Origin of the sequence: Candidatus Tisiphia endosymbiont of Melanophora roralis, from assembly GCF_964026575.1 — a bacterium.
Taxonomy (GTDB): Bacteria; Pseudomonadota; Alphaproteobacteria; order Rickettsiales; family Rickettsiaceae; genus Tisiphia.
This window is the reverse complement of the sequence record NZ_OZ032161.1, coordinates 510,748-531,430: the sequence shown is the minus strand read 5'-3', so window position 1 is coordinate 531,430 and position 20,683 is coordinate 510,748. Positions and strand designations below refer to the sequence as shown.

Below are 20,683 nucleotides of genomic sequence, written 5' to 3'. Positions count from 1 at the left end.
GTAAGGCAACCCTATTTAAAAAATTAGTTCCTTTAACTTATAAATCAACTCTAAGGCTTGTTTAGGGGAGAGCTGATCAGGATCGATTTTAATAAGTTCTTCTTCTAACTTATTAAATTTTATTTCTTTTTTACTTTCTACTGGCAGACTAAATAAACTTAAGTTGTTTGATTCAGTGTTTAATATATTTTTGCTTTTGTACGTTGCGGTTTTTTCTAATTTTGTTAAAATGTCATTCGCCCTAATTATAACAGATTTTGGTAGGCCCGCTAAGTAGGCTACATGAATTCCATAAGATTTATCAGCTATACCTGCTATAATATTATGCAAAAATAATATTTCTTTCCCTAATTCCTCAATAGCCACCGTATAATTTTGCAAGGCTGGCAAAAAATTACTCATGCTGGTTAATTCGTGATAATGCGATGCAAATAAACATCGACATTTGAGATTATCATGAATATATTCCAGCACCGCAAAAGCAATTGATACACCATCATAGGTAGAAGTTCCGCGACCAACCTCATCTAATATGACTAAAGAATTTTTAGTAGATTGTGCTAAAATAGCTGATGTTTCAAGCATTTCCACCATAAAAGTCGATTGTCCTGCTTGTAAATCGTCCCCTGCCCCTATCCTACTAAATATCTTGTCTACAATACCTATTTTGGCACTTTTAGCCGGCACAAAACTACCAATTTGAGCTAATATGGCTATTAGGGCGTTTTGCCGTAAGAAAGTACTTTTACCTGACATATTAGGTCCAGTAATTAACCAAATTCTATGAGCTTCCGATAAAGTACAGTTATTGTGAATAAAGCTTTTTTTATCATTTGATAAACTTTGCTCAACAACTGGATGTCGCCCTTCAATAATCTCAAAACTCAAATCATTGCTTAAGCTAGGCTTGACGTAATTATATTCATCAGCAATATAAGCAAAATTACAAAATACATCAAGCTGACTCAAGGAACAGCTAAGTAATCGTAAGAATATAGCTTTATCAATAACTTGCTGGCATATTTTATTATATAATTCTAGTTCAAGACTAACCGCTAAACTTCTGCTATTAACCATATCGCTTTCTAACTTTTGTAATTCAATAGTAGTATAGCGACTAGCATTAGAGGTTGTTTGTCGGTGAATAAATTTTGAAGCGTACATTTTATCACTATGTCTTAGGGTAACTTCAATAAATAAGCCAAGTACATTATTATGAGATATTTTTAGGGTGTCGATGCCAGTATCAAGGCGATATACATTTTTTAATTTTTCTACATGTGCTTTGCCATTGTTAATTAAGTCATATAATTCTTGTATTTTAGGATGATAATGATGATTTATTATCCCACCTTCATTGATAGTATTAGGTGCATCCTCTCTAATTGCTTGATCTATTAATGAATATAACTGTTCATCTCCAGATAGAGGTTTAATTAACTTCTCTATATAATCTAGCAAATTTAGCCCATAATGGGCAATAAACTCTCCTTTTATTTCCAGTGCAGCATTTAACGTATATTTAATATTTAGCAGATCTCGCCCGCAGCCACGATTCATGGTAATTCTAGCCAAGCAACGTTCTAAATCCCCAGTTTTCTTGAGTAACTTTTTAATATTCCCTACTAGTTCAATATTTGAATAAAAAAATTCTGTGATATTTTGTCGATAATTTATTTCATCAATATCTATTAGTGGTGTAGATAAAAAGTGATATAGTAAACGACTACCAGCCTTAGTAACTGTATGATCAATAGTGGCCAGTAAACTACCCTTGGTTTTTCCTAATAAATTATTAGTAATTTCCAAATTCCGCCGAGTCGCCGAATCAATAATCATAAAATTATGGTAATTGACCAACAAGGGCAAAGGTAGCGAGGGTATATTTTGCTTTTGCGTTAGCGATAAATATTCTAAGATACTACCAATACTACTTGTCTGACATTCAGATATTTCCCCTATGGCTTTTAGATCATTGATTTTGTAAAAATCTAAAATAATTTTATGGCATTTTTTAGGAGCAAAAAAACTATCAACTTGATACGAGACACGAAAATGTAATTGGTGCTGAATACTACTAGCTAATTGTTCTCCCTGCAAATTTTCGCTAAGTAAAATCTCTTTAGGCTTAAGACGTGATAGTTCATTTAGAATCTCATCCTGCGGAATCTCTATAACTGAAATTTCTGAAGTGGAAAGATCAACATAACAAATTGACGCCCTGTTTTTTAGCAAAACTAAGCTTGCCAGATAATTAGGTTCGCATGACGAAATTAAAGATTCCTCGATAATAGTACCTGGGGTGATAATACGCGTTACATCCCTATTTACTACAGCTTTATAGCCACCACGTTTCTTTGCCTCTTCCGGTGTTTCTAGTTGATCACAAATAGCAACTTTGTAATTTTCTTCAATTAATTTATTTAAATATGTCTCAAGAGCATGATGGGGTACGCCGCACATAGCAATCTCAGAGTCTCCATTAGACCCTCTTTTGGTAAGAGCAATACCTAAAACTTGGCTGGCAAGAATTGCATCATCAAAAAACATTTCATAAAAATCGCCCATCCTAAATAATAGAAGACAATCAAGATTGGCAAATTTGATGTCTAAATATTGTTGCATCATCTTTGTTGATTGATCGTAATTATATTTATGGCGAAATTCTTCTAAAGTCATGGATATATTTAGTTGTTTGAATTAGATTTGAGTATATACTCAGGTAGAACTTCAAGAATTAAGGTCATTGTATACTCTTCTGCTCCTACGAATTGTTGTTTGAAAATATCATGGATTCGCAGGCTCATGTACTATATGTACACCTAGCATGCTCACCATTCATTTTCAAATCCAATTCTTCAGATCATTTGAGTATACCATAAAGATCACAACTGTTGAAAGTTAAAAAATCGTCTATTAGCGAAGTACTGTTGTAAGGTTTAAGCCGTCTATTAGCGAGCGAACGTATGTGAGCGTGGCAATCCATGAAGCTTGTCATATGGATTGCTTCGTCGGCTTTACAGCCTCCTCGCTAATAGACGTGTAGGGAAGCTGTATTTACTAACTTTCGACAGTTATGCTATGGTCTCCTCGCTAATAGACGGTTTTGGCTAAAATTTTTTCAATTTAGCTATAATTGGGTTGATTCGGTTTTTCTCTCACTATTTCAAATAAGTTATGCATAATATTTACCTACAAAAATTAAAATTACTAAATTATCGTAATTTTCAGAATTTAGATATTAGTGCTGGTAATAATCCTGTTATACTAATAGGGGGGAATGGTAGTGGAAAAACTAACATTTTAGAATCAATATCACTATTTTCACCTGGTAAAGGCTTGAGATCAGCCAAATTAGATGATATTTGTCAAAGGGGAGCAGATCATTGCTTAGCTTATACATTATTACACAGTAAACTTGGCTTAGTTGAAATTTCAACGAATTTAAAGCGTGAATCTAATAGACGTTTTACGGAATTTAATGGTGTTAAAATACAAAATAATGAACTAAGTAAGTTCACTGCTATGATTTGGCTTACACCTCAAATGGAAGGTATTTTTTCTTCCAGTATTAGCGATAGGCGTAAATTCTTTGACAGGATTGTTTATAACTTTAATCCATCGCATGCAGGAATAGTTAGTAAATACGAATATTACATGTATGAACGTAGCAAAATACTAGCACAAGACCAAGTGGATACAAATTGGCTAAGAGTGGTTGAAGAAAAAATGGCGGAATTATCAATTGAGATCGCTATTAATAGGCTAAAAATTTTAGAACATATGCAAAAAGCTATCTCAGATTTGGATAATGATTTTCCTAAAGCTATTTTATCAATTAATGGGGTTATAGAAGATATAATATTAAGAAATTCTGAAATAGATATTGATTTTATAAAAAATGAGTTAGTGGTGTCTCGTGTTCATGATAAGATATCTAATAGAACTAATTTTGGAGTGCATAAAAGTGATTTTGTAGTTATTCATAAAGAAAGAAACGCCTTAGTTAAACACTGTTCCACCGGTGAACAGAAGGCTATGCTCATTGCCATAATACTTGCCCAAGTTAATTATTCTATTAAAGAAAACATTGCTATGCCTATTTTACTGTTAGATGAGGTTTTTGTACATCTTGATAACAAAAGGAGGCAGTACTTAATTGATTTCTTCCTAGAATTAGGATTACAGCTATGGGTGACTGCAACTGACTTAAATGGCATAGAATCTTTAACAAAAAAAGCAGAATTAATAAAATTATAGGATGAAATTTTCTCTTATTTAATTTTAAGGCAATACCTTAAAACTTGATCACGGCGTTCTAATACAGAATTAAGGTAAGAATTATTTAAAAAATCAGAACCTTTTGCTGCTATAAAAATCTTTCTAAGAAGAGGTAAGTCTAATTTTTTTATAGCTTTTATAGTGTCGTCATAACATTGTGTTGGATAAGATATTATAAAACTCTTATCAAATGCATGATACTGAATCCATAGGCTATTTTGATAAATAACAAACCGAAAAGGGTGGTTATAAGACTGAAAATTTTTGTAAAAGGTAGGAGGTATTTGTTTTTTAAATCTTTGTTTTAGCTTTTCTTCATTAGGGAGATCAATAACCTCTGCTTTATCAAAAGGAAATGGTTTATCCCAATCATTGGTATTTAATTTATCACTATACAGTACTCTAACAAAAGGAAGTTCACCAAGCTTAACATATTGGCGATTACGAATGCCTGAATTATCTATTGCAATAAAATATGTTTTATTAATATCTTTAAATATTAATAAATTATGTGATCCAGAGTCCCACTGCCCAAAAATAAAGTAAAAAGTTCGTAGGTTCATTTGATCTTTTATGGAAACCTCTTGAAGAGCTTTTTCATACTCTTCAGGTACTAAAGGATCAATTTTAGTATCAATGTAGAGTTGCAATGATCCTGTCATTCCATTAATTTTACGCATTACTGTTGGAGGAATATGAGGGAAACCTAGAATTAGAGAGGCTTGATACGCTGCTACTTCAGCTTGTGCATCTCCTAAATCATCTGCAGGTAATTTTTTAAAGACAGCTTTTTCCTGATCATCTAAAGTAACTAAAAAAACTTCTCCATTGAATTCGGCTTTTTTACCTTTTTCCGCAAGAAACTTTCTCATAGGTTCTATATGGTGTATTGTAGATGTTTTAAGTAATTTTGAGATCTCAACTTTTTTCCATGTTTCTGGATGGTTAAATGGGCTGGCATATGCAAAATGTATAGTTAATAAGGATGGTAGAATTATATAGAAGGAGACTAAGAATATTCTAGAAACTTGCATATAATTTTATTATTAGTTGATATTTTTTAATTCAAAATCTTTTTCTACTTTGTAGAGCTTCTTTGGCTATATCGAAGTCGCTAAATGGTAGTTTTTTATTACCGATTATTTGATAATTCTCGTGACCTTTGCCGGCAATCAGCAAAATATCATCTTCTTGTAAATTATTTATTGTTTCAGTAATTGCAATTTTTCTATTATTTATTTCTATATATCTATTAGTGATAGATATAATACCTTGTATAATTTGCTGCCGTATGAATTTTGGCTCTTCATTCCTCGGATTATCGTCAGTGATAATAACTATATCTGCAATTTTTGCAGCAACTTGCCCCATTAATGCTCTTTTACCACTATCTCTATTCCCCCCACAGCCAAAAATTACTTTTAATGATCCCCTATTTGAGTATATTTCTGATTTTATTTTTTTTAGTTCTAGCAAGCTTTTTTCTAAGGCATCTGGAGTGTGAGCGTAGTCAATAAAAATATTGCTATTAGCTACTCTCTCTAAACGTCCTTTAACTGCTTTAATTTGTGGTAATTTCGATATGACTTGTTCAAAAGGAAAGCCAGTCAAATGCACCATCATAACGGCAATTAGTAAATTGGTTGCTTGAAAACTACCAACTATATCGGTAGTAAAATTATATTTCTGCCCGTTATAAGTACAAATTGTGCTGTCGATAATTTTCAGATCACCATTCATACCAACGGTTAAAAATTTTATATTACGATCCTGTAAATAACTTTTGATATAATCTAATTGTTCTATTTCCGAGTTTAATACAGCAACTCCTGCCTGCGATAAATTATCTGTAAATAGTTTTAGCTTAGCTAAAAGATAATTATCCATATTCTTATGATAGTCAAGATGATCTTGACTAAAACTAGTAAAGCAGGCAGCATCTACTTTTAGACCATGTAATCTTTCTTGATCTAGACCATGGCTGGAAGCCTCAAAAGCTACATATCTTATATTATTCTCAGCTAGATTATGTAAAATATGTCTGAAAGTTACAGGATCAAGGGTAGTGAGGGCAGGAAACTTATCTAAAATCTCTTGGATGGTTGTTAAATCCAAATTCTCAGGACATTCTATACCGATAGTACCAATAGAACAGCTGGGTACTCCTAGCAATGTGTATAGCTGTCTGCAATAGGATACTACCGAGGTTTTACCGTTAGTACCAGTAGCAGCTACCATATATTGTGGTAATAAAGGGTAGAGAATATTAGCAGCTTGGCTCAGTGCCACCCGTGCATCACTCACAAGCGTTATATGTACACCATTAGCGATAATGTTAGGGTTTTTCAAACTTGCAGCATCATCGGTAACAATGAATTTCACTCCTTTGTTTATTACATCATCAATAAACTTATTACCATCCGAACTTGCTCCTTTAATGGCGAAGAATAGACTAGTTGATTTAACTAGTCTAGAGTCGCAACATAAAATTTTAGGTTCAATATGAGAGGTAATTTTTAAATAGTCAAATAATTTTTGCAATTTAAATATAGCCTAATTAGTTTTTATGTGTATGTTTAGCACGTATATACTCAAATGATTTGAGTATACTACGTCTACCAACTCTTGAAATCATAGTAGTATAAAGTAGTAGCCCATGTAAAGCTAGTAGATAGTTTGTTAACAAGAAATTTAGGGTTTCTTATGCAAAAAAAAGATATATCAATTCTAATAGGTAATGCTCTAGATCATTTTGATACGGCTATTTATAGTTTTCTTGCTCCAGTTTTATCAATGATCTTTTTTCCCAAAGATGATCCTATAGTTGCTTTAATCTTAACCTATAGTGTGCTAACAACTTCAATCGTTACTAGACCAGTTGGCTCGATAATTTTCAGTATAATTGTCAAAAAACGAGGCCCAACTTTGGCTCTATCCTATTCATTAATAGGTGTTGCTATTACTACTATGTCAATAGGATTTATACCAACTTATCAAATGATTGGCTGGTTTTCACCATTGATGTTGCTCATTATTCGAATGATGTTAGCAATTTTTGGCGAAGGAGAACACTGTATTGCCAAATTATATATTGTAGAAAATAAGACGCAGATTCAAGGAGTGAAAGCATCTTATCTATACGAGTTATCAACAATGTTTGGCATTATTATTGCCTCTTTTGTAAGTAACATTCTAATTAGTTCTAATCACCATGAATATTGGCGTTTATGTTTTATATTAGGAGGGAGTACAGGGATTGTCGGGATTTATCTTAGACGTTATTCTAATACGTCTCAAAGAGCAATAGAACAGAAATCCTCTACATCAAATGTGATATTGAATAATAAGTGTAATATTCTACGTGTATCTATAGTTAGTGGTTTTTCCTATATGACATATGTCATACCTTTTGTCGTGATGAATAGTTTTGTCCCTCTTATCACTTCTATATCTTTGGAGGCGATGATGAGTGTTAATACTATTTTATTAATCATAGATGTAGCAATGATTCCATTAGTAGGGCATTTTATTAAAAAATATCGCCCTGTGGATGTAATGATCGTAAGCACTAGCATTCTATTTATTAGCATAGTACCATTATGGTTATATATTACTGATGCTTCTGTATGGTATATTAATTTTGTTCGTTTATGGATTATTACCTTAGGGGTAACTTTTGCATGTCCACTAAATTATTGGCTTAATAGCTTATTCCGTAGTTCAGATAAATATATGCTAGTTAGTATTGGTGATGCTTTAGGTACTTCAATATTTGGACGATCTACCCCTGCAGTGTGCATAGCTATTTGGCATTTTACTGGCTCTTCTATAGCCATAGGAGTTTATATTGCAATGATTACTTTAGTTACCATATGGGCGGTGAAGAGTATACCATGAAAAACATAATAGATCTAGATGTATGACAAGACCGGCATTCCTAATTGCTTTTTTTACGACAATCGTGCGTTATTATGATTATGCTCTTTTTGGTCTCTCGGCAGCAGCTCTATCCAAGAATTTTTTACCTCTAGGATCAAATGATAGGCAGATATTATTATTTTTTGCTATATTCAGCATAGCTGTAATAGCTCGTCCCATAGGCTCGATCATTTTTGGTTTTATCAGTGACAAATATGGTAGAGTTGTATCAGTTAAAATCTCAGTATTTTTGGCTACTATCTCTACAATTCTTATAGGATTAACCCCTAATTTTGATAAAATTGGTATGTATGCTACAATAATTTTAATATTTTGTCGTATGACATTTTTAATGAGTTTGGCAGGGGAGAGCGATGCAATAAAAATTTATGTTGTCGAAAAGGTGGGTATGAGGCACAAAAATTATACTTATGGTATCGTGTCATTTTGTACTCAGGTTGGAGCATTGCTTGCTGCAACAATTTATCATTTTTCGACAAAGTTTGAACAAATGTCTCATTTATGGCGGGTCAATTTTATTATTGGTGGAATTTTTGGTTTATTTATCATAAGTCTAAGGCACTATTTTCGTGAAAGTGAAGAGTTTTTAAAGTCTAAAAAGGATCATAAATCTATATATTACAACTTTTTTGATTTAGGAAAGATTATAAAAAGTTCATTTGGCAGATTTATCATAGCAATATTAATAAGTGGTTGCATAGGAGGTATTTACCATTTTTTAATTATTTTTTGGGGAGTCTTTGCAGCAAAAAGTGCGTTGCTTATGAATAGCAATCAAGCTCAAATTATCAATATAGTCTTAATAACCATTTACGCTATTATGTCAGTGTTTTCTGGTTTTTTAGCCGATAGGATTTATCCTAAAAAACAAATTATTACATCGTTATCATTAAGTTTGTTAGTTATAATTATTGTACAGTTTCTATTATATAAAGAAATCTTTGTGATTTACTTCCCCATCATTCTTATAGCCCTTGCTCCATTTTATGTAGTACCATTACAAGTTATTGTCCAATCTCTATTCATTACTAATATTAGAGCTAGAATGTGTAGCATATCGCATTCACTTGGTGGCATGATATTTTCGTCAACAACACCATTTTTTTGTATGTTATTGTGGCAATATTTTAATTCAATATTCTTAGTGCTAGGATTTTTCCTGATATTGTTATTAATATTGTTCAGTACAGTAATTTATCTGTATAGTACAAACGTTATAACAAATTATAGCTAACCCGAATAGTATTACTCCGTCATTGCGAGGAGTGCGTAAGCACGACAAAGCAATCCAAATGGATTGCCACGACCACTATGTGGTCTCGCAATGACGCCAATTTGCTATGGACAAATACTAACCTTGGTTAGCTATATAACAAATTACCAAACTGAAGGAGAGAATTTTGCAAAAAAAACATAATCTAATAAAGTATGACTACAGTGCCTATAATACTTTAAGAAGGTTAATAGTTGATCATATAAAACCATATCTCAAACAGATCAGCATAGCAGTATTTTGTATGGTAGTTGCAGCTATGTGTGCTGCTTATAGCGTTAATTTAGTGCAACCAACTATTGATCAAATATTTTTAACAGGAAATCGTCAAATGTTATTATTTTTACCGTTAATGGTAGTAATAACATTTACTATTAAAGGGATAGCTGAATATTATTCAAATTATTTAATTAAATTTCTTGGTCAGAGGATTTTAACCGATCTGCAAATTAAGATGTATGAGCATCTATTGTTTGCCGACATTCTCTTTATTCAATCTCAATCATCGGGGCGTTTAATATCACGTTTTACTAACGATATTTCCATGATGCGTGGTGCTGTGTCAAATTTACTAGTAGGATGTGCCAAACATTTTTTAACAGTAATAGGTCTTATCATAGTGATGTTTAAGTTAGAACCTGGGTTGTCTTGTATTGTATTTCTAGCATTTCCCCTAGCAATTTATCCAATACAGAAATTAGGGAAAAAAATTCGTAGAATATCAGGTCAAGCTCAAGAGGAATTAGCTAATTATACTTCTAGGTTAGATGAAACTTTTCAGTCAATTAAAATTGTTAAGTCCTTTTTAGGAGAGAAGATTGAAAGCAATCGAGCTTTATTGCTCTCTAGTAATATTTTACGTTTTCTAAAGAAAACTGCAAAACTGGATGCATTGGTTTCACCAATCATGGAAGTATTAAGTGGTATTACAGTTGGAGGGCTTATTTGGTATGGTGGGTTGTTAGTCATAAAAGGAGAAACTACACCAGGAGCATTTTTTGCTTTTATTACTGCATTTCTTGCAGCTTATAGACCTTTTAAAAGTTTGGTTTCTTTAAATGTAAACTTACAAGAAGGTATTGCTGCGACAAGAAGAGTTTTTAATATCCTAGATACTGAGCCTATTATTAAAGATAGTGTAAATGCTCAAAATGTTCAGTTAGTTAATCCACAAATAATTTTTAACAATGTCGAGCTAAAATTTAATAATAAAGTAGCTTTAAAGCTCATTAATCTAAAAATAATGCCAGGGAAAACTACAGCTTTTGTTGGACGTTCTGGCAGTGGCAAAACCTCGTTATCTAATTTATTAGTAAGATTCTATAACCCAACTAGCGGACAAATTTTAATTGATAATTATGATATTAAAGATATAAAGATTGACTCTTTAAGGCAGCAAATTTCTTTAGTAACTCAAGATACTACATTATTTGACACTAGTGTTGCAGAAAATATTGCTTATGGTAATCCAAATGCAACTCGTGATCAGATTATTATAGCAGCAAAATATGCTGATGCTCATCAATTTATCTCAAATCTGCCTGCAGGGTATGATACGATCATTGGTAATCAAGGTTCAACACTTTCAGGTGGACAACGTCAGCGTTTAGCGATAGCTAGAGCTTTTTTGAAATCAGCAGCAATTTTAGTTTGGGATGAGGCAACAAGTTCGTTAGATCAAAATTCTGAGCGATTAATTTTAAATTCTTTAGTAAATATTCGTGAGAATAAAACCACCCTAATTATAACACATCGTTTATCGAGCATTAAGGATGTTGATCATATAGTTGTTATGAAATCTGGTATGATATTTGAACAAGGAACTCACTCACAACTTATGGACAATAAAGCGGAATATTATAAATTATATAATAAGGAATTAGAGGAGGGGGATAAGTGAACATAAAGGGAGTAGCTGTCTATTTACACAACAACAAAATACAAAAATATTCATCTTTTTTAAAAATAGATAAAAAATCCTTGGTAATAATTTATATTTTAGTTTAATCTATAGATTGAATATAAAAATATTTATGGTTTTTATGGAAGAAGATATTAATTATTGGGACAACTCAAAGTATGCACCTTGTCAATATGCTACTAGATTACTGGACAAATTACGTAAGATGAATGAGGAAGTAAACCGGTCAATAGATATTGATGAGGTTATAAAGGCTATTTATTACGCCAAGAAATATCATGGCAGCCAAATGAGGCAGTCAGGCGAGCCTTATTACTCTCACCCAATAGAGGTAGCATATATGATCTCTGATTATCTTTTTCGTACTGACATTATTGTTACCAGCATACTACATGACACCATTGAGGATACAACACTTACCGCAAAAATGATTGCTTATATTTTTGGGGAGCAGGTTGCTAGTCAAGTAGAAGACTTAAGCAGGAACAAGCCTCACGGCAAGATTAGCTCGGCAGAAACATTAGATATATTACTTCAACAAGAAAAATATGATGTGGCATTGATTAAATTATTTGACCGAGTTCACAACTTACAAACTCTAGGAGTTAAATCACCTGAAAAAGCTAGGAAGATTATTGAAGAAACCGTAAAAAATTTTATAATCATTGCTATGCATTTAAAAATACCAACAATAACACAAGACTTAACTGCATTATGTTATAAAAATTTATCCATACAGCAGTTTGATCAACATAATCATCAAAATTCTATGGATAATTCCCCGCCACTTTCTCCAACTTTTCAAAATGTAATAGCCCGTATGCGAACCCCACAATTGTAGGGATCATAATAACCCATAATCCCCAATAGCCAAAATGGTTAACAAGATAAGTGAAGCCAAAAGCAGTAATAACAGACACGAAAGCACGTGATATAGCGAATATAATGCTAGCACAGGTGAAACGTTTAAATACAGGAAAATGTTTATAAATAATTGGCATAGCAGGACCTAAACATTCGTTAAATAAAATGATAAAGAGTTGAATTAAAAATAACTCAAACGGAGAATGAAGATTATTCAAAAAATATGGACAAAATATGATAAAAATAGAACATATTATGAGTATAATTTTCATGGTTAATAGTGGATATATTTTGTAACTTAAATAAGATAATATTGATACGACCAAGAGCTGTATTAGACATAGAATAAAATTATGATGAATAACCTCAGCAATTGTATAACCAAAGTTAGTTTGTAAAATATTACTACAATATATATAAATAAAATAAAAACCTACAGGTAAAGCACATTGTAAGAAAAAAAGAGCTAATATTGTTTTTTTATTAACTTTTTCTGTCCAAATAGGATTTTTTACTAAAGTACTGGTATCTGTATTAGTTTGTGCAAAAACTTCTTTTAGTTGACGTTTGGCATCAGCAAATTCAGGCGTTTCTCGTAGCTTCGTTCTTGCAATAAAACCAATCAATGCAATTACTGCACCTATCCAAAATGCTGCACGCCAGTTAAAGCCATAAGAAGTAACAAGTGAGGCAATAGCTAAAGCACCTAATGCTCCTAGGGAAGCAGAAACTCCTAATGATCCGACAATTGCATATTGGGCTGGTGGGTTAATCGTTTCCGTTATATAAAGTTCAGCACCTACTATCTCTCCCATAGAAGATATACCTTGCACAATGCGGCAGATTGTTACTATCCAAGCCGCTGCAACCCCTATCTGGGTATAGGTAGGAAGATTAGCCATGACAAGACATGATACAGCCATCATAAAAGTTGTGATGATAACGGTAGATTTACGTCCTATATTATCGCCCAACCAACCAAATACTAATGCCCCAATAGGTCGAAAAACGTAGGTTGAACAAAAGGCAAAAGCCGCCATTAAAGAGGCTGTGTGAGAATCAGTGGTCTCAAAAAAAATCTCATTAAGAAGTACTGCCATATGAACGTAAAGCATTAAGTCAAAGTATTCTAAGAACGTCCCAATTGAAAGTAATCCGACGGCTTCTTTTTGTTCTCTCGTTAGGCTGGTCTGGGGATAGATAACCCTGCCATCTGCTTGTACAAATTTGCTCATATTAGTGTTTAAACCCTTAAGTTACATGTTATCTAGAGTTATATATAATTGTGTTAAAAACTCCCTATACCAATTGGCATAGGGGATGACGATTTATGGAATTGATACTACATAATTTCACAACACATATGGAGTTTAACAGTTTCAGCTAGTGCTGTATCGTCTTCCGAGTCAGATGTACTAGGGCAAGTTTCGTACGAAGCATTATGCTGGGAAGAAGATGCCCCCTGATATGAGTGAAATTGTTGACAATGCGATTCTAATTGTTTATCAGCCCAAACTGCAGCAGACACAGAAATTTCTGCATTCTTGTTAGGATATTGTAGTGATTGTCTTAATAGCATTAACCCATTGCCCCACCTCTGAAAAAACATCAGTATAGACTCGTGTAGCATCCTTCTTAAATATTCCTAAACTGCACTCTTAAACAGATCAAGACTTACCTTGTCTTCTTCCTTCCCGTTACCTTTATCCCTATCATCAAAATCATCAGCCATTTTATATTTTGCCATGCTATTAGGTTGATTTATGTTGCAATATTTTAATTAGAATCAATTCTAAAATAATAGTCAACTTAATTTTTAATAAAAAAATTAATTAGTTTTTCATATATAAACAATATCCAATATTCTACTCGTATGCGATACGATTTTGATAATCAACATCTCGTTGATCTCAGCCTATATTTTTACCAAATATCTTTTTTCCCCCTTCTAATTTGTTCACCTTATGTATGGCATTTAAAAATTGTAGGAAAGTACAAGATGTCATTGCGAAACCACGTAGTGGTCGTGGCAATCCACATTCATTCAATTGCTTCGTCGCTGCGTTGCAGCTCCTCGCTAATAGACGCTAGGCTGTTTTTCCTATGACTTTTAAATTGCCATGGGGATTATGCGTAAGGTGAGTAATTTGTTTATAGAACCGTGATATTGTTACAACCAAGATTTATTATTTCAATTTTCGATACTATAATTTTCTTGCTATTAATTAACCAAATCTTCAGTATTTATAAATACTAATAAATATATTTAAGGTGAATAAATGATAGGATATCAGCAGGAACAAAGAAGCCTAACGAAAGAACAAAAAGAAGCTGTTGGATTGCTTTCAATAGGGACTTTCCTAGAGTATTTTGATCTGATGCTTTATGTTCATATGGCGGTATTGTTGAATGAGTTGTTTTTTCCAAAATCTGACCCTCATACTGCAGCAATTTATGCTGCTTTTGCTTTTTGTTCTACTTATTTATTAAGACCATTTGGGGCTTTGCTATTTGGCTGGATAGGAGATAATATTGGACGTAAGGCAACTGTTATTATTACAACTTTTATGATGGCTTTATCCTGTTTTGTGATGGCTAATCTTCCAACTTATGCTGAAGTTGGACTCATTGCTACTATATTAGTTACAATATGTCGAATTCTTCAAGGCTTATCATCTATGGGAGAATTTATAGGTGCACAATTATACTTAACTGAAATAACAAAACCACCTATCCAATACCCAGTAGTAGCATTAACCTCTGTCTTTTCTATATTAGGTGGTACATTTGCATTAGCTATTGCATCTTTTACAACCTTACATAATTTAAATTGGCGTATAGCATTTTGGTTTGGAGCAGGGGTAGCTATAATAGGTGTTATAGCACGAACAACTTTAAAGGAAACTACTGATTTTGCTGACGCAAAAAGACGGATAAAAAATATTTTAGGTGACTCAAAAAAAGACTTAAAATCTAATCCTATATGGAAAGGAATTGTAGAAAAAAATAGTGATAGGAAAAACATAATAGCTTTGTTTTTTATGGATTGTGCTTGGCCAGTATGTTTTTACTTTGCTTATGTTTATTGTGGTAATATTCTTAAGCAAGATTTTGGATTCAGCTCAGAACAAATCATTCATCAAAATTTTATTGTTTCAATAATTCAATTAATAGGAATGTTAGTATTGACTTTTTTAAGTTATAAAGTTTATCCACCAAAAATCATCAAAGCTAAACTATGCTTGTTTATAATTGTTATGTTACTTACCCCAATGTTAATAACAAAAACATCTAGTCATTATACTATATTTTTTATTCAATGTTGTATAATGCTATTTGCCTGTGACTATGTGCCAGCAAGACCAATAACATATACGCATATATCAATTTTCCGACGTTTTACTCATTCATCTTTTTCTTATGCTTTATCACGTGTTATAATGTATATAATAACTTCATTCGGACTGGTGTATTTAGTTGAGTTTTTTGGCTATATAGGATTATTAATTATAATGATACCTGTGGTTATAAGTTATAGTTTTGGTGTAATGCATTTTGGTAGATTAGAGAAAGCGGCTGGTAATTATTTTGATAAGAAAAATTAGTTGCATTTAAATCAATGTCTGTCAATACATTAATAGTAGTATATGTGTGTATTAATTTTGATACGCTAGGTAACCCTAAATATTCTGCTAAAACTACGAAATAACGTAAGGTCTCTTCTATAATCTTTTTAGCTTTTTCCGGTGATTTAGCACTAACCGTTTGTATATTATGTAATCTGTCAAATAACTTAACTAAAAGCACATCATGTTTTTTTTCTTTATATAACATTTCGACCATTTCCGCCGAGCTAATCTTGCCACTAGGTTTAACCCTAGTTAAGTCTTCTACTTGACTAGCCACTTGACTGCCAAAGATGTAAGCAATCATCTTTTCGGTAAGTTTTGTATCCTCGATGGTGTCGTGTAGTAATGCAGTCACAATCATGTCAGTTCTGAAATATTTTGGAATTTCTAGGGCTGTGTACTGGGCAAGCATATACGCCACTTCAATCGGATGAGAATAATAAGGCTCACCAGATTGTCTCATTTGACTGCCATGATATTTTTTAGCATAGTAGATGCCTTTTTTGACTTCATACATGTCTATTGGTTGCTTTACTTTTTTATTTAGCAAAATTAACTCATTAAGCAACCTCTCAGCATATGCACAATACTGGTATTTTGAATTATCCCAATAGTTATTAACATCTTCCATAAGAAACCATGATATTTTAATTATAAAGTTATTATAAACTAAAATTCTGATTACTTAAAGCATTTACTACTTTTTATTTTTAAAAAGATGCAATATTTTCTAATCTTGTTGTATAAATTTTTTCATAAATATGCTTAGCGGGTAGGAAGAATATGATATAATTCAACTATAATGATTATATAAAAGAGGATCAGATGAGTAAAGATAAAGATGTAGCTAGCACTATGCAACTACATGTGGCAGTTAAGAGTGGAAATATTGAGGAAGTAAGAAAAATATTAGAATTGCCTAACCTTGATATTAATGCCAAAGATAAAAATGGCAGAACTCCATTACGTATAGCGGCAAAAGAAGGGTTTACTGATATAATAGAGTTATTAATTAAGTCTGGTGCTACGGTAGATGTGTTAGGTTATGAAAAAAGGACAGCTTTACATGAAGCAGCATTGAACACTAAATATCAGGCAGTAGAGATATTACTTGATCACGGAGCTCAAGTGGATAGTAAGGGTTGGGGTAAAGACATTACAAGATTTAAGGACAAAGGAGAATTATATAATACACCATTATTTAATGTGTTGGATCTATGGGTTGCCAAATATCAAGATATATATGATGCAAACCCTGACGACATACCTGATACAGACCCTAAAGTAGATTCTGATATAGAAGATAATAGTGATATTACAAAGAATTCAGAACAAAAGGAGGACTATATTAATACAGCCCATACACTAATAGATCATCATGCATCAGTAAATGTTTTTTTTAACAATGGTCACTATTATTATCACGCTATACATACTGCAATACGGGCAGGATTTTCTACTGTTGTAGAAAAGATGATCCTTCTTTAGCTAATGTACAAGAGTATTTAGATGAAAGGTGGCCTCATGATAAGCAATATCCCTTAGAAATAGCAATAGAACATGAACACCCTGAAACAGTAATGGTACTACTTAAAAATTATGCTAATGTTTGTGAGATAGAAAACGTCATGGAGAAATTAGCAAAATTGGATAATGAAGAAATATTAAAAGAAGCCAAATGTCTTGAAGAAAAAATAAAGAAATTTGTAGAAACATTTCGTTATGTTTCTGAGCACAAAGAATTACCTAATGATGGAGATAAAGCTGAATTTTGTCGTATTTTCCATATATTAGATAACCCTTCTAGACTCTTTAACTGGGACGAAGACCACTTTCCATTCATGGATGGACTAGATGCCTCGGAACAACTGACAGAAAAAATGAAAATTTCTGTAAGAAGTTTTGTTAACAATTTATCATCTGAAACACCTATTTCTAATCCAGGAACTGGTTTGACAGATGAAATAATTCACCAAGATGATATAATGAAACCATTAGGTGATTTTGATCATCATGACCAATGAAATTACTCATATGTATTATATAATATACTACTCGTAAATGAAGAGTTGGTAGACGATAGTATAACTTCAAGAAGAGCTAGGCAGTAGCAAAGTCGAGCTGCTAGGCGTACATTAGTACGTGACTCATCTTCGAGACGAAAAAGTGCTTGAAACGTCTAAAGAATCAGGTTCGTAGTGGTTTTGGAATGAAGTTTGTAGTCATGTAAACATCACTTTTCTACTTGACATACTAAAAATTAGTCAACATAATGCTTCTTATGTGTATTACCATTGTTTTGTTTCAAATAAAAACTCTTGTCATTAAAGTACACTTTTATCAGTATTTCTTTATTATAAAATTCCACAGGTGAAAAAATGTAGTCAGTAACGAGAATTTAATTCTACACTCCACTCGTCGCATAATACTCACGTTCTATAGCATAATTTCTGCTCATATTTATCTCGAAGATGAGACGTGAGCAGCTTCGATCTTTGGTCGCGGGAATCTTAATTCTTGAAGTTCTACCTGAGTATACCATTAATTCTTTACATCATTTGAGTATAGATGATTTAAGCGGATGATGATCTAAAGCCTGTTTTAGATGCTTTGTTTGTATATGTGTGTAAATTTGGGTAGTACTAATATCAGCATGTCCAAGTAGTTCTTGAATTACCCTAAGATCTGCACCGCCTTCTAGCAAATGGCTTGCAAAACTGTGACGTAAAGTATGTGGGGAGATATTACTTGGGTCTAGCCCAGCCTTAATAGATGCTTGTTTTAACAGAATTGCAAAATTCTGCCTAGTCATATGACCACTAGCTGAAGAAGAACAAAATAAATAAATTTGACTTTTAGGGTGTTTTTTGCTTATAAATTTACTACGAATAGTTAAATAATCGGACAAACTCATGGTAGCCTGTTCATTGATTATTACCATTCTTTCTTTATTACCTTTACCGATTATTGAAAATATTTTTCTAATATTTTGGGACATTTGATTTACTAAAATATCAGTTAACCTTATACTGACAAGCTCAGAAACACGTAACCCACTTGCATATAATAAATGAATCATTGCTTTTAGGCGTATGGAATCAGGATTTTTGTCTTGATCACAATAGAAAAGTAAATCTTTGATTTTATCAATTGATAATGTAGAAGGAAGTTTAGTTTGATATCTTGGTAGATCTACCATCAAAGCAGGATTATAATTGGTATGCTTTTCGCTAATTAAAAATTCATAATAGTTTTTTATAGTGGATATTTTCCGGTTGATTGATCTTGCCTGCAAGCCATTTCCTGATAAATATTCTATCCAGTCTCTAATATTTTCAGCTTTAATATTCAGCTCTAACAAGTTATTCTGTGATAAAAATTTCTGAAAATCTAACAGATCACCTTTGTAGCCAAGTACGGAATTATTAGCTACACCACGCTCCGCTATCATCATTTCTAGGAATTGTTCGATAAACTCTACCATATTATGTACAGTTTGTTTTAATGGAGGCCAGGGCCGGAATCGAACCGGCGCATTGAGGATTTGCAGTCCACGGCATTACCACTTTGCTACCTAGCCTAAAGGCTTTGAATACTAACCAATATTAGAGCAAAAGGCAACTTATTTTTCTTTTGTTTTAGGCAGGGTAACCTCAGTTCGATATAAGAATTAATAATTCTTATATCGAACTGGCTTTGTTATAAGGAAAAATGCACTCTTAAAGCGGCTGACGCGAGTGCATTTTAACTTTTTTCATCATTCAACATGTGATTTTAATTATTAAAATCACATGTTGAATGGAGTGTTATATTTTAATAATCAGGTGTAGAACCGCTTCAAACCTGATTGTTTCTATATATAATACTGAATTCGATGTAACTTGTTACATCGAATTCAGGTTAGGGTAATATTTTTTTATAACTTATACTTTGTTATCCTTCTAAAATATGCTATACTACCACAGAGTAAAATTAGTCTGTATTGTATACTAATTCTGTTTCGAAGAATTGTTATTTGAAAATATCAAGGACTCCCGTACCATAATGTACGTCTAGTGTGTTCTTTCCTCATTTTCAAATTTAATTCGGAGTCACATTCAAGTATATTTAGGGAGTGTTATCTTTAGTATTGTGATTTGCAAAATATCTATAGTTAGGATTTAATTATTTGCAACTCACTGACACAAATTCAAATCAATTGACCATGGTCTAAGTTTTTATAATGGAAAGGAGTAAGCATGTCAACATCGTCTGAATTTAAAGTAGGAGAAAGAATTGTATATCCATCTCATGGAGTTGGAGAGATAGTAAATGTAGAACACCAAATCATAGCTGGTGCTGATATTAAGGTTTATGTAATATCGTTCCCTCAAGACAAAATGACTTTGAAAGTACCGGTAAACAGAGCTGCTATTTCGGGTCTTAGAAAACTTGTTAGTAAAACTGATTTAGCTTTAATATATTCAACACTTCAGGGTAAAGCTAAGCAAGGTAATAGGATGTGGAGTAGAAGAGCACAAGAATATGAGGGTAAAATAAATTCTGGTAATGTAGTATCTGTAGCAGAAGTGGTACGAGATCTCTATAAGAATGTTGATAGTGATCGATCTTATAGTGAAAGGACTATTTATGAATCAGCCTTAAATAGGCTAGCTGGGGAACTTGCAATTCTTGAGAATATAAATCCTGACGAAGCAATTAATAAATTAATTGAAGTATTGAGAGATAAGCTCGCTGCGTAAATTGGAAACTCATTTTTCCAAGGTGATACACTGC

General features: G+C 32.5%; 16 protein-coding genes and 1 tRNA gene. 9 read left to right on the top strand and 8 right to left on the bottom strand.

Going from position 1 to position 20,683, the window contains the following annotated elements; genetic code table 11:
- Positions 1-15 precede the first annotated feature (15 nt).
- Entirely contained in the window at positions 16-2,679 is a 2,664-nt protein-coding gene (gene mutS, locus AAGD53_RS02595) for a DNA mismatch repair protein MutS (RefSeq protein WP_341763163.1), read from the bottom strand.
- 498 nt (positions 2,680-3,177) lie between these two features.
- Between mutS and recF the strand changes: the two genes are divergently transcribed.
- Positions 3,178-4,260 (top strand): DNA replication/repair protein RecF, encoded by a 1,083-nt coding sequence (gene recF, locus AAGD53_RS02590; protein ID WP_341761244.1) that lies wholly within the window; start codon positions 3,178-3,180, stop codon positions 4,258-4,260.
- A gap of 14 nt (positions 4,261-4,274) precedes the next feature.
- Here the strand turns inward: recF and AAGD53_RS02585 are convergent, their stop codons facing one another.
- A complete protein-coding gene (locus tag AAGD53_RS02585) occupies positions 4,275-5,315 on the bottom strand; it encodes a hypothetical protein (protein WP_341763162.1) in 1,041 nt (346 codons plus the stop codon).
- Between the two features lie 31 nt (positions 5,316-5,346).
- On the bottom strand, positions 5,347-6,795 hold the full coding sequence (locus AAGD53_RS02580; RefSeq protein WP_341763392.1) for a UDP-N-acetylmuramoyl-L-alanyl-D-glutamate--2,6-diaminopimelate ligase: 1,449 nt from the start codon (positions 6,793-6,795) through the stop codon (positions 5,347-5,349).
- Positions 6,796-6,984: 189 nt separating this feature from the next.
- Here AAGD53_RS02580 and AAGD53_RS02575 point away from each other — a divergent pair, with 189 nt between their 5' ends.
- The 4 genes from AAGD53_RS02575 (at position 6,985) to AAGD53_RS02560 (ending at position 12,255) form a co-directional block, all read left to right on the top strand.
- Positions 6,985-8,178, top strand: coding sequence for an MFS transporter (locus tag AAGD53_RS02575; protein ID WP_341763161.1), 1,194 nt, complete (start codon positions 6,985-6,987; stop codon positions 8,176-8,178).
- 22 nt (positions 8,179-8,200) lie between these two features.
- A complete protein-coding gene (locus tag AAGD53_RS02570; protein ID WP_341763160.1) occupies positions 8,201-9,454 on the top strand; it encodes an MFS transporter in 1,254 nt (417 codons plus the stop codon).
- A 166-nt stretch (positions 9,455-9,620) separates the two neighbouring features.
- A complete protein-coding gene (locus AAGD53_RS02565) occupies positions 9,621-11,393 on the top strand; it encodes an ABC transporter ATP-binding protein (RefSeq protein WP_341763159.1) in 1,773 nt (590 codons plus the stop codon).
- Positions 11,394-11,535: 142 nt separating this feature from the next.
- Entirely contained in the window at positions 11,536-12,255 is a 720-nt protein-coding gene (locus tag AAGD53_RS02560) for an HD domain-containing protein (protein WP_341763158.1), read from the top strand.
- Here AAGD53_RS02560 and AAGD53_RS02555 read toward each other — a convergent pair.
- Entirely contained in the window at positions 12,182-13,513 is a 1,332-nt protein-coding gene (locus AAGD53_RS02555; RefSeq protein WP_341763157.1) for an MFS transporter, read from the bottom strand. The two genes, AAGD53_RS02560 and AAGD53_RS02555, sit on opposite strands and share 74 nt — an antisense overlap.
- Positions 13,514-13,620: 107 nt before the next feature.
- Positions 13,621-13,908 (bottom strand): hypothetical protein, encoded by a 288-nt coding sequence (locus tag AAGD53_RS02550; RefSeq protein WP_341763156.1) that lies wholly within the window; start codon positions 13,906-13,908, stop codon positions 13,621-13,623.
- A gap of 649 nt (positions 13,909-14,557) precedes the next feature.
- Here AAGD53_RS02550 and AAGD53_RS02545 point away from each other — a divergent pair.
- On the top strand, positions 14,558-15,883 hold the full coding sequence (locus tag AAGD53_RS02545; RefSeq protein WP_341763155.1) for an MFS transporter: 1,326 nt from the start codon (positions 14,558-14,560) through the stop codon (positions 15,881-15,883).
- Here the strand turns inward: AAGD53_RS02545 and AAGD53_RS02540 are convergent.
- Complete coding sequence (locus tag AAGD53_RS02540; protein WP_341763154.1) at positions 15,804-16,538, bottom strand: HD domain-containing protein; 735 nt, start codon at positions 16,536-16,538, stop codon at positions 15,804-15,806. The two genes, AAGD53_RS02545 and AAGD53_RS02540, sit on opposite strands and share 80 nt — an antisense overlap.
- A 194-nt stretch (positions 16,539-16,732) precedes the next feature.
- Between AAGD53_RS02540 and AAGD53_RS02535 the strand changes: the two genes are divergently transcribed.
- On the top strand, positions 16,733-17,395 hold the full coding sequence (locus AAGD53_RS02535; RefSeq protein WP_341763153.1) for an ankyrin repeat domain-containing protein: 663 nt from the start codon (positions 16,733-16,735) through the stop codon (positions 17,393-17,395).
- 92 nt (positions 17,396-17,487) lie between these two features.
- Positions 17,488-17,931 carry a hypothetical protein gene (locus tag AAGD53_RS02530; RefSeq protein WP_341763152.1) on the top strand — a complete coding sequence of 148 codons (444 nt, stop codon included), beginning with the start codon at positions 17,488-17,490 and terminating at the stop codon, positions 17,929-17,931.
- Between the two features lie 530 nt (positions 17,932-18,461).
- On the opposite strand, the gene AAGD53_RS02525 is transcribed toward AAGD53_RS02530, so the two are convergent.
- Both AAGD53_RS02525 and AAGD53_RS02520 read right to left on the bottom strand, forming a co-directional pair.
- Positions 18,462-19,391 carry a site-specific tyrosine recombinase XerD gene (locus AAGD53_RS02525; RefSeq protein WP_341763151.1) on the bottom strand — a complete coding sequence of 310 codons (930 nt, stop codon included), beginning with the start codon at positions 19,389-19,391 and terminating at the stop codon, positions 18,462-18,464.
- A 21-nt stretch (positions 19,392-19,412) separates the two neighbouring features.
- Positions 19,413-19,487: transfer RNA gene (locus tag AAGD53_RS02520), tRNA-Cys, on the bottom strand.
- A 658-nt stretch (positions 19,488-20,145) separates the two neighbouring features.
- Between AAGD53_RS02520 and AAGD53_RS02515 the strand changes: the two genes are divergently transcribed.
- Complete coding sequence (locus tag AAGD53_RS02515) at positions 20,146-20,649, top strand: CarD family transcriptional regulator (RefSeq protein ID WP_341762124.1); 504 nt, start codon at positions 20,146-20,148, stop codon at positions 20,647-20,649.
- The last annotated feature ends 34 nt before the right edge of the window (positions 20,650-20,683 follow it).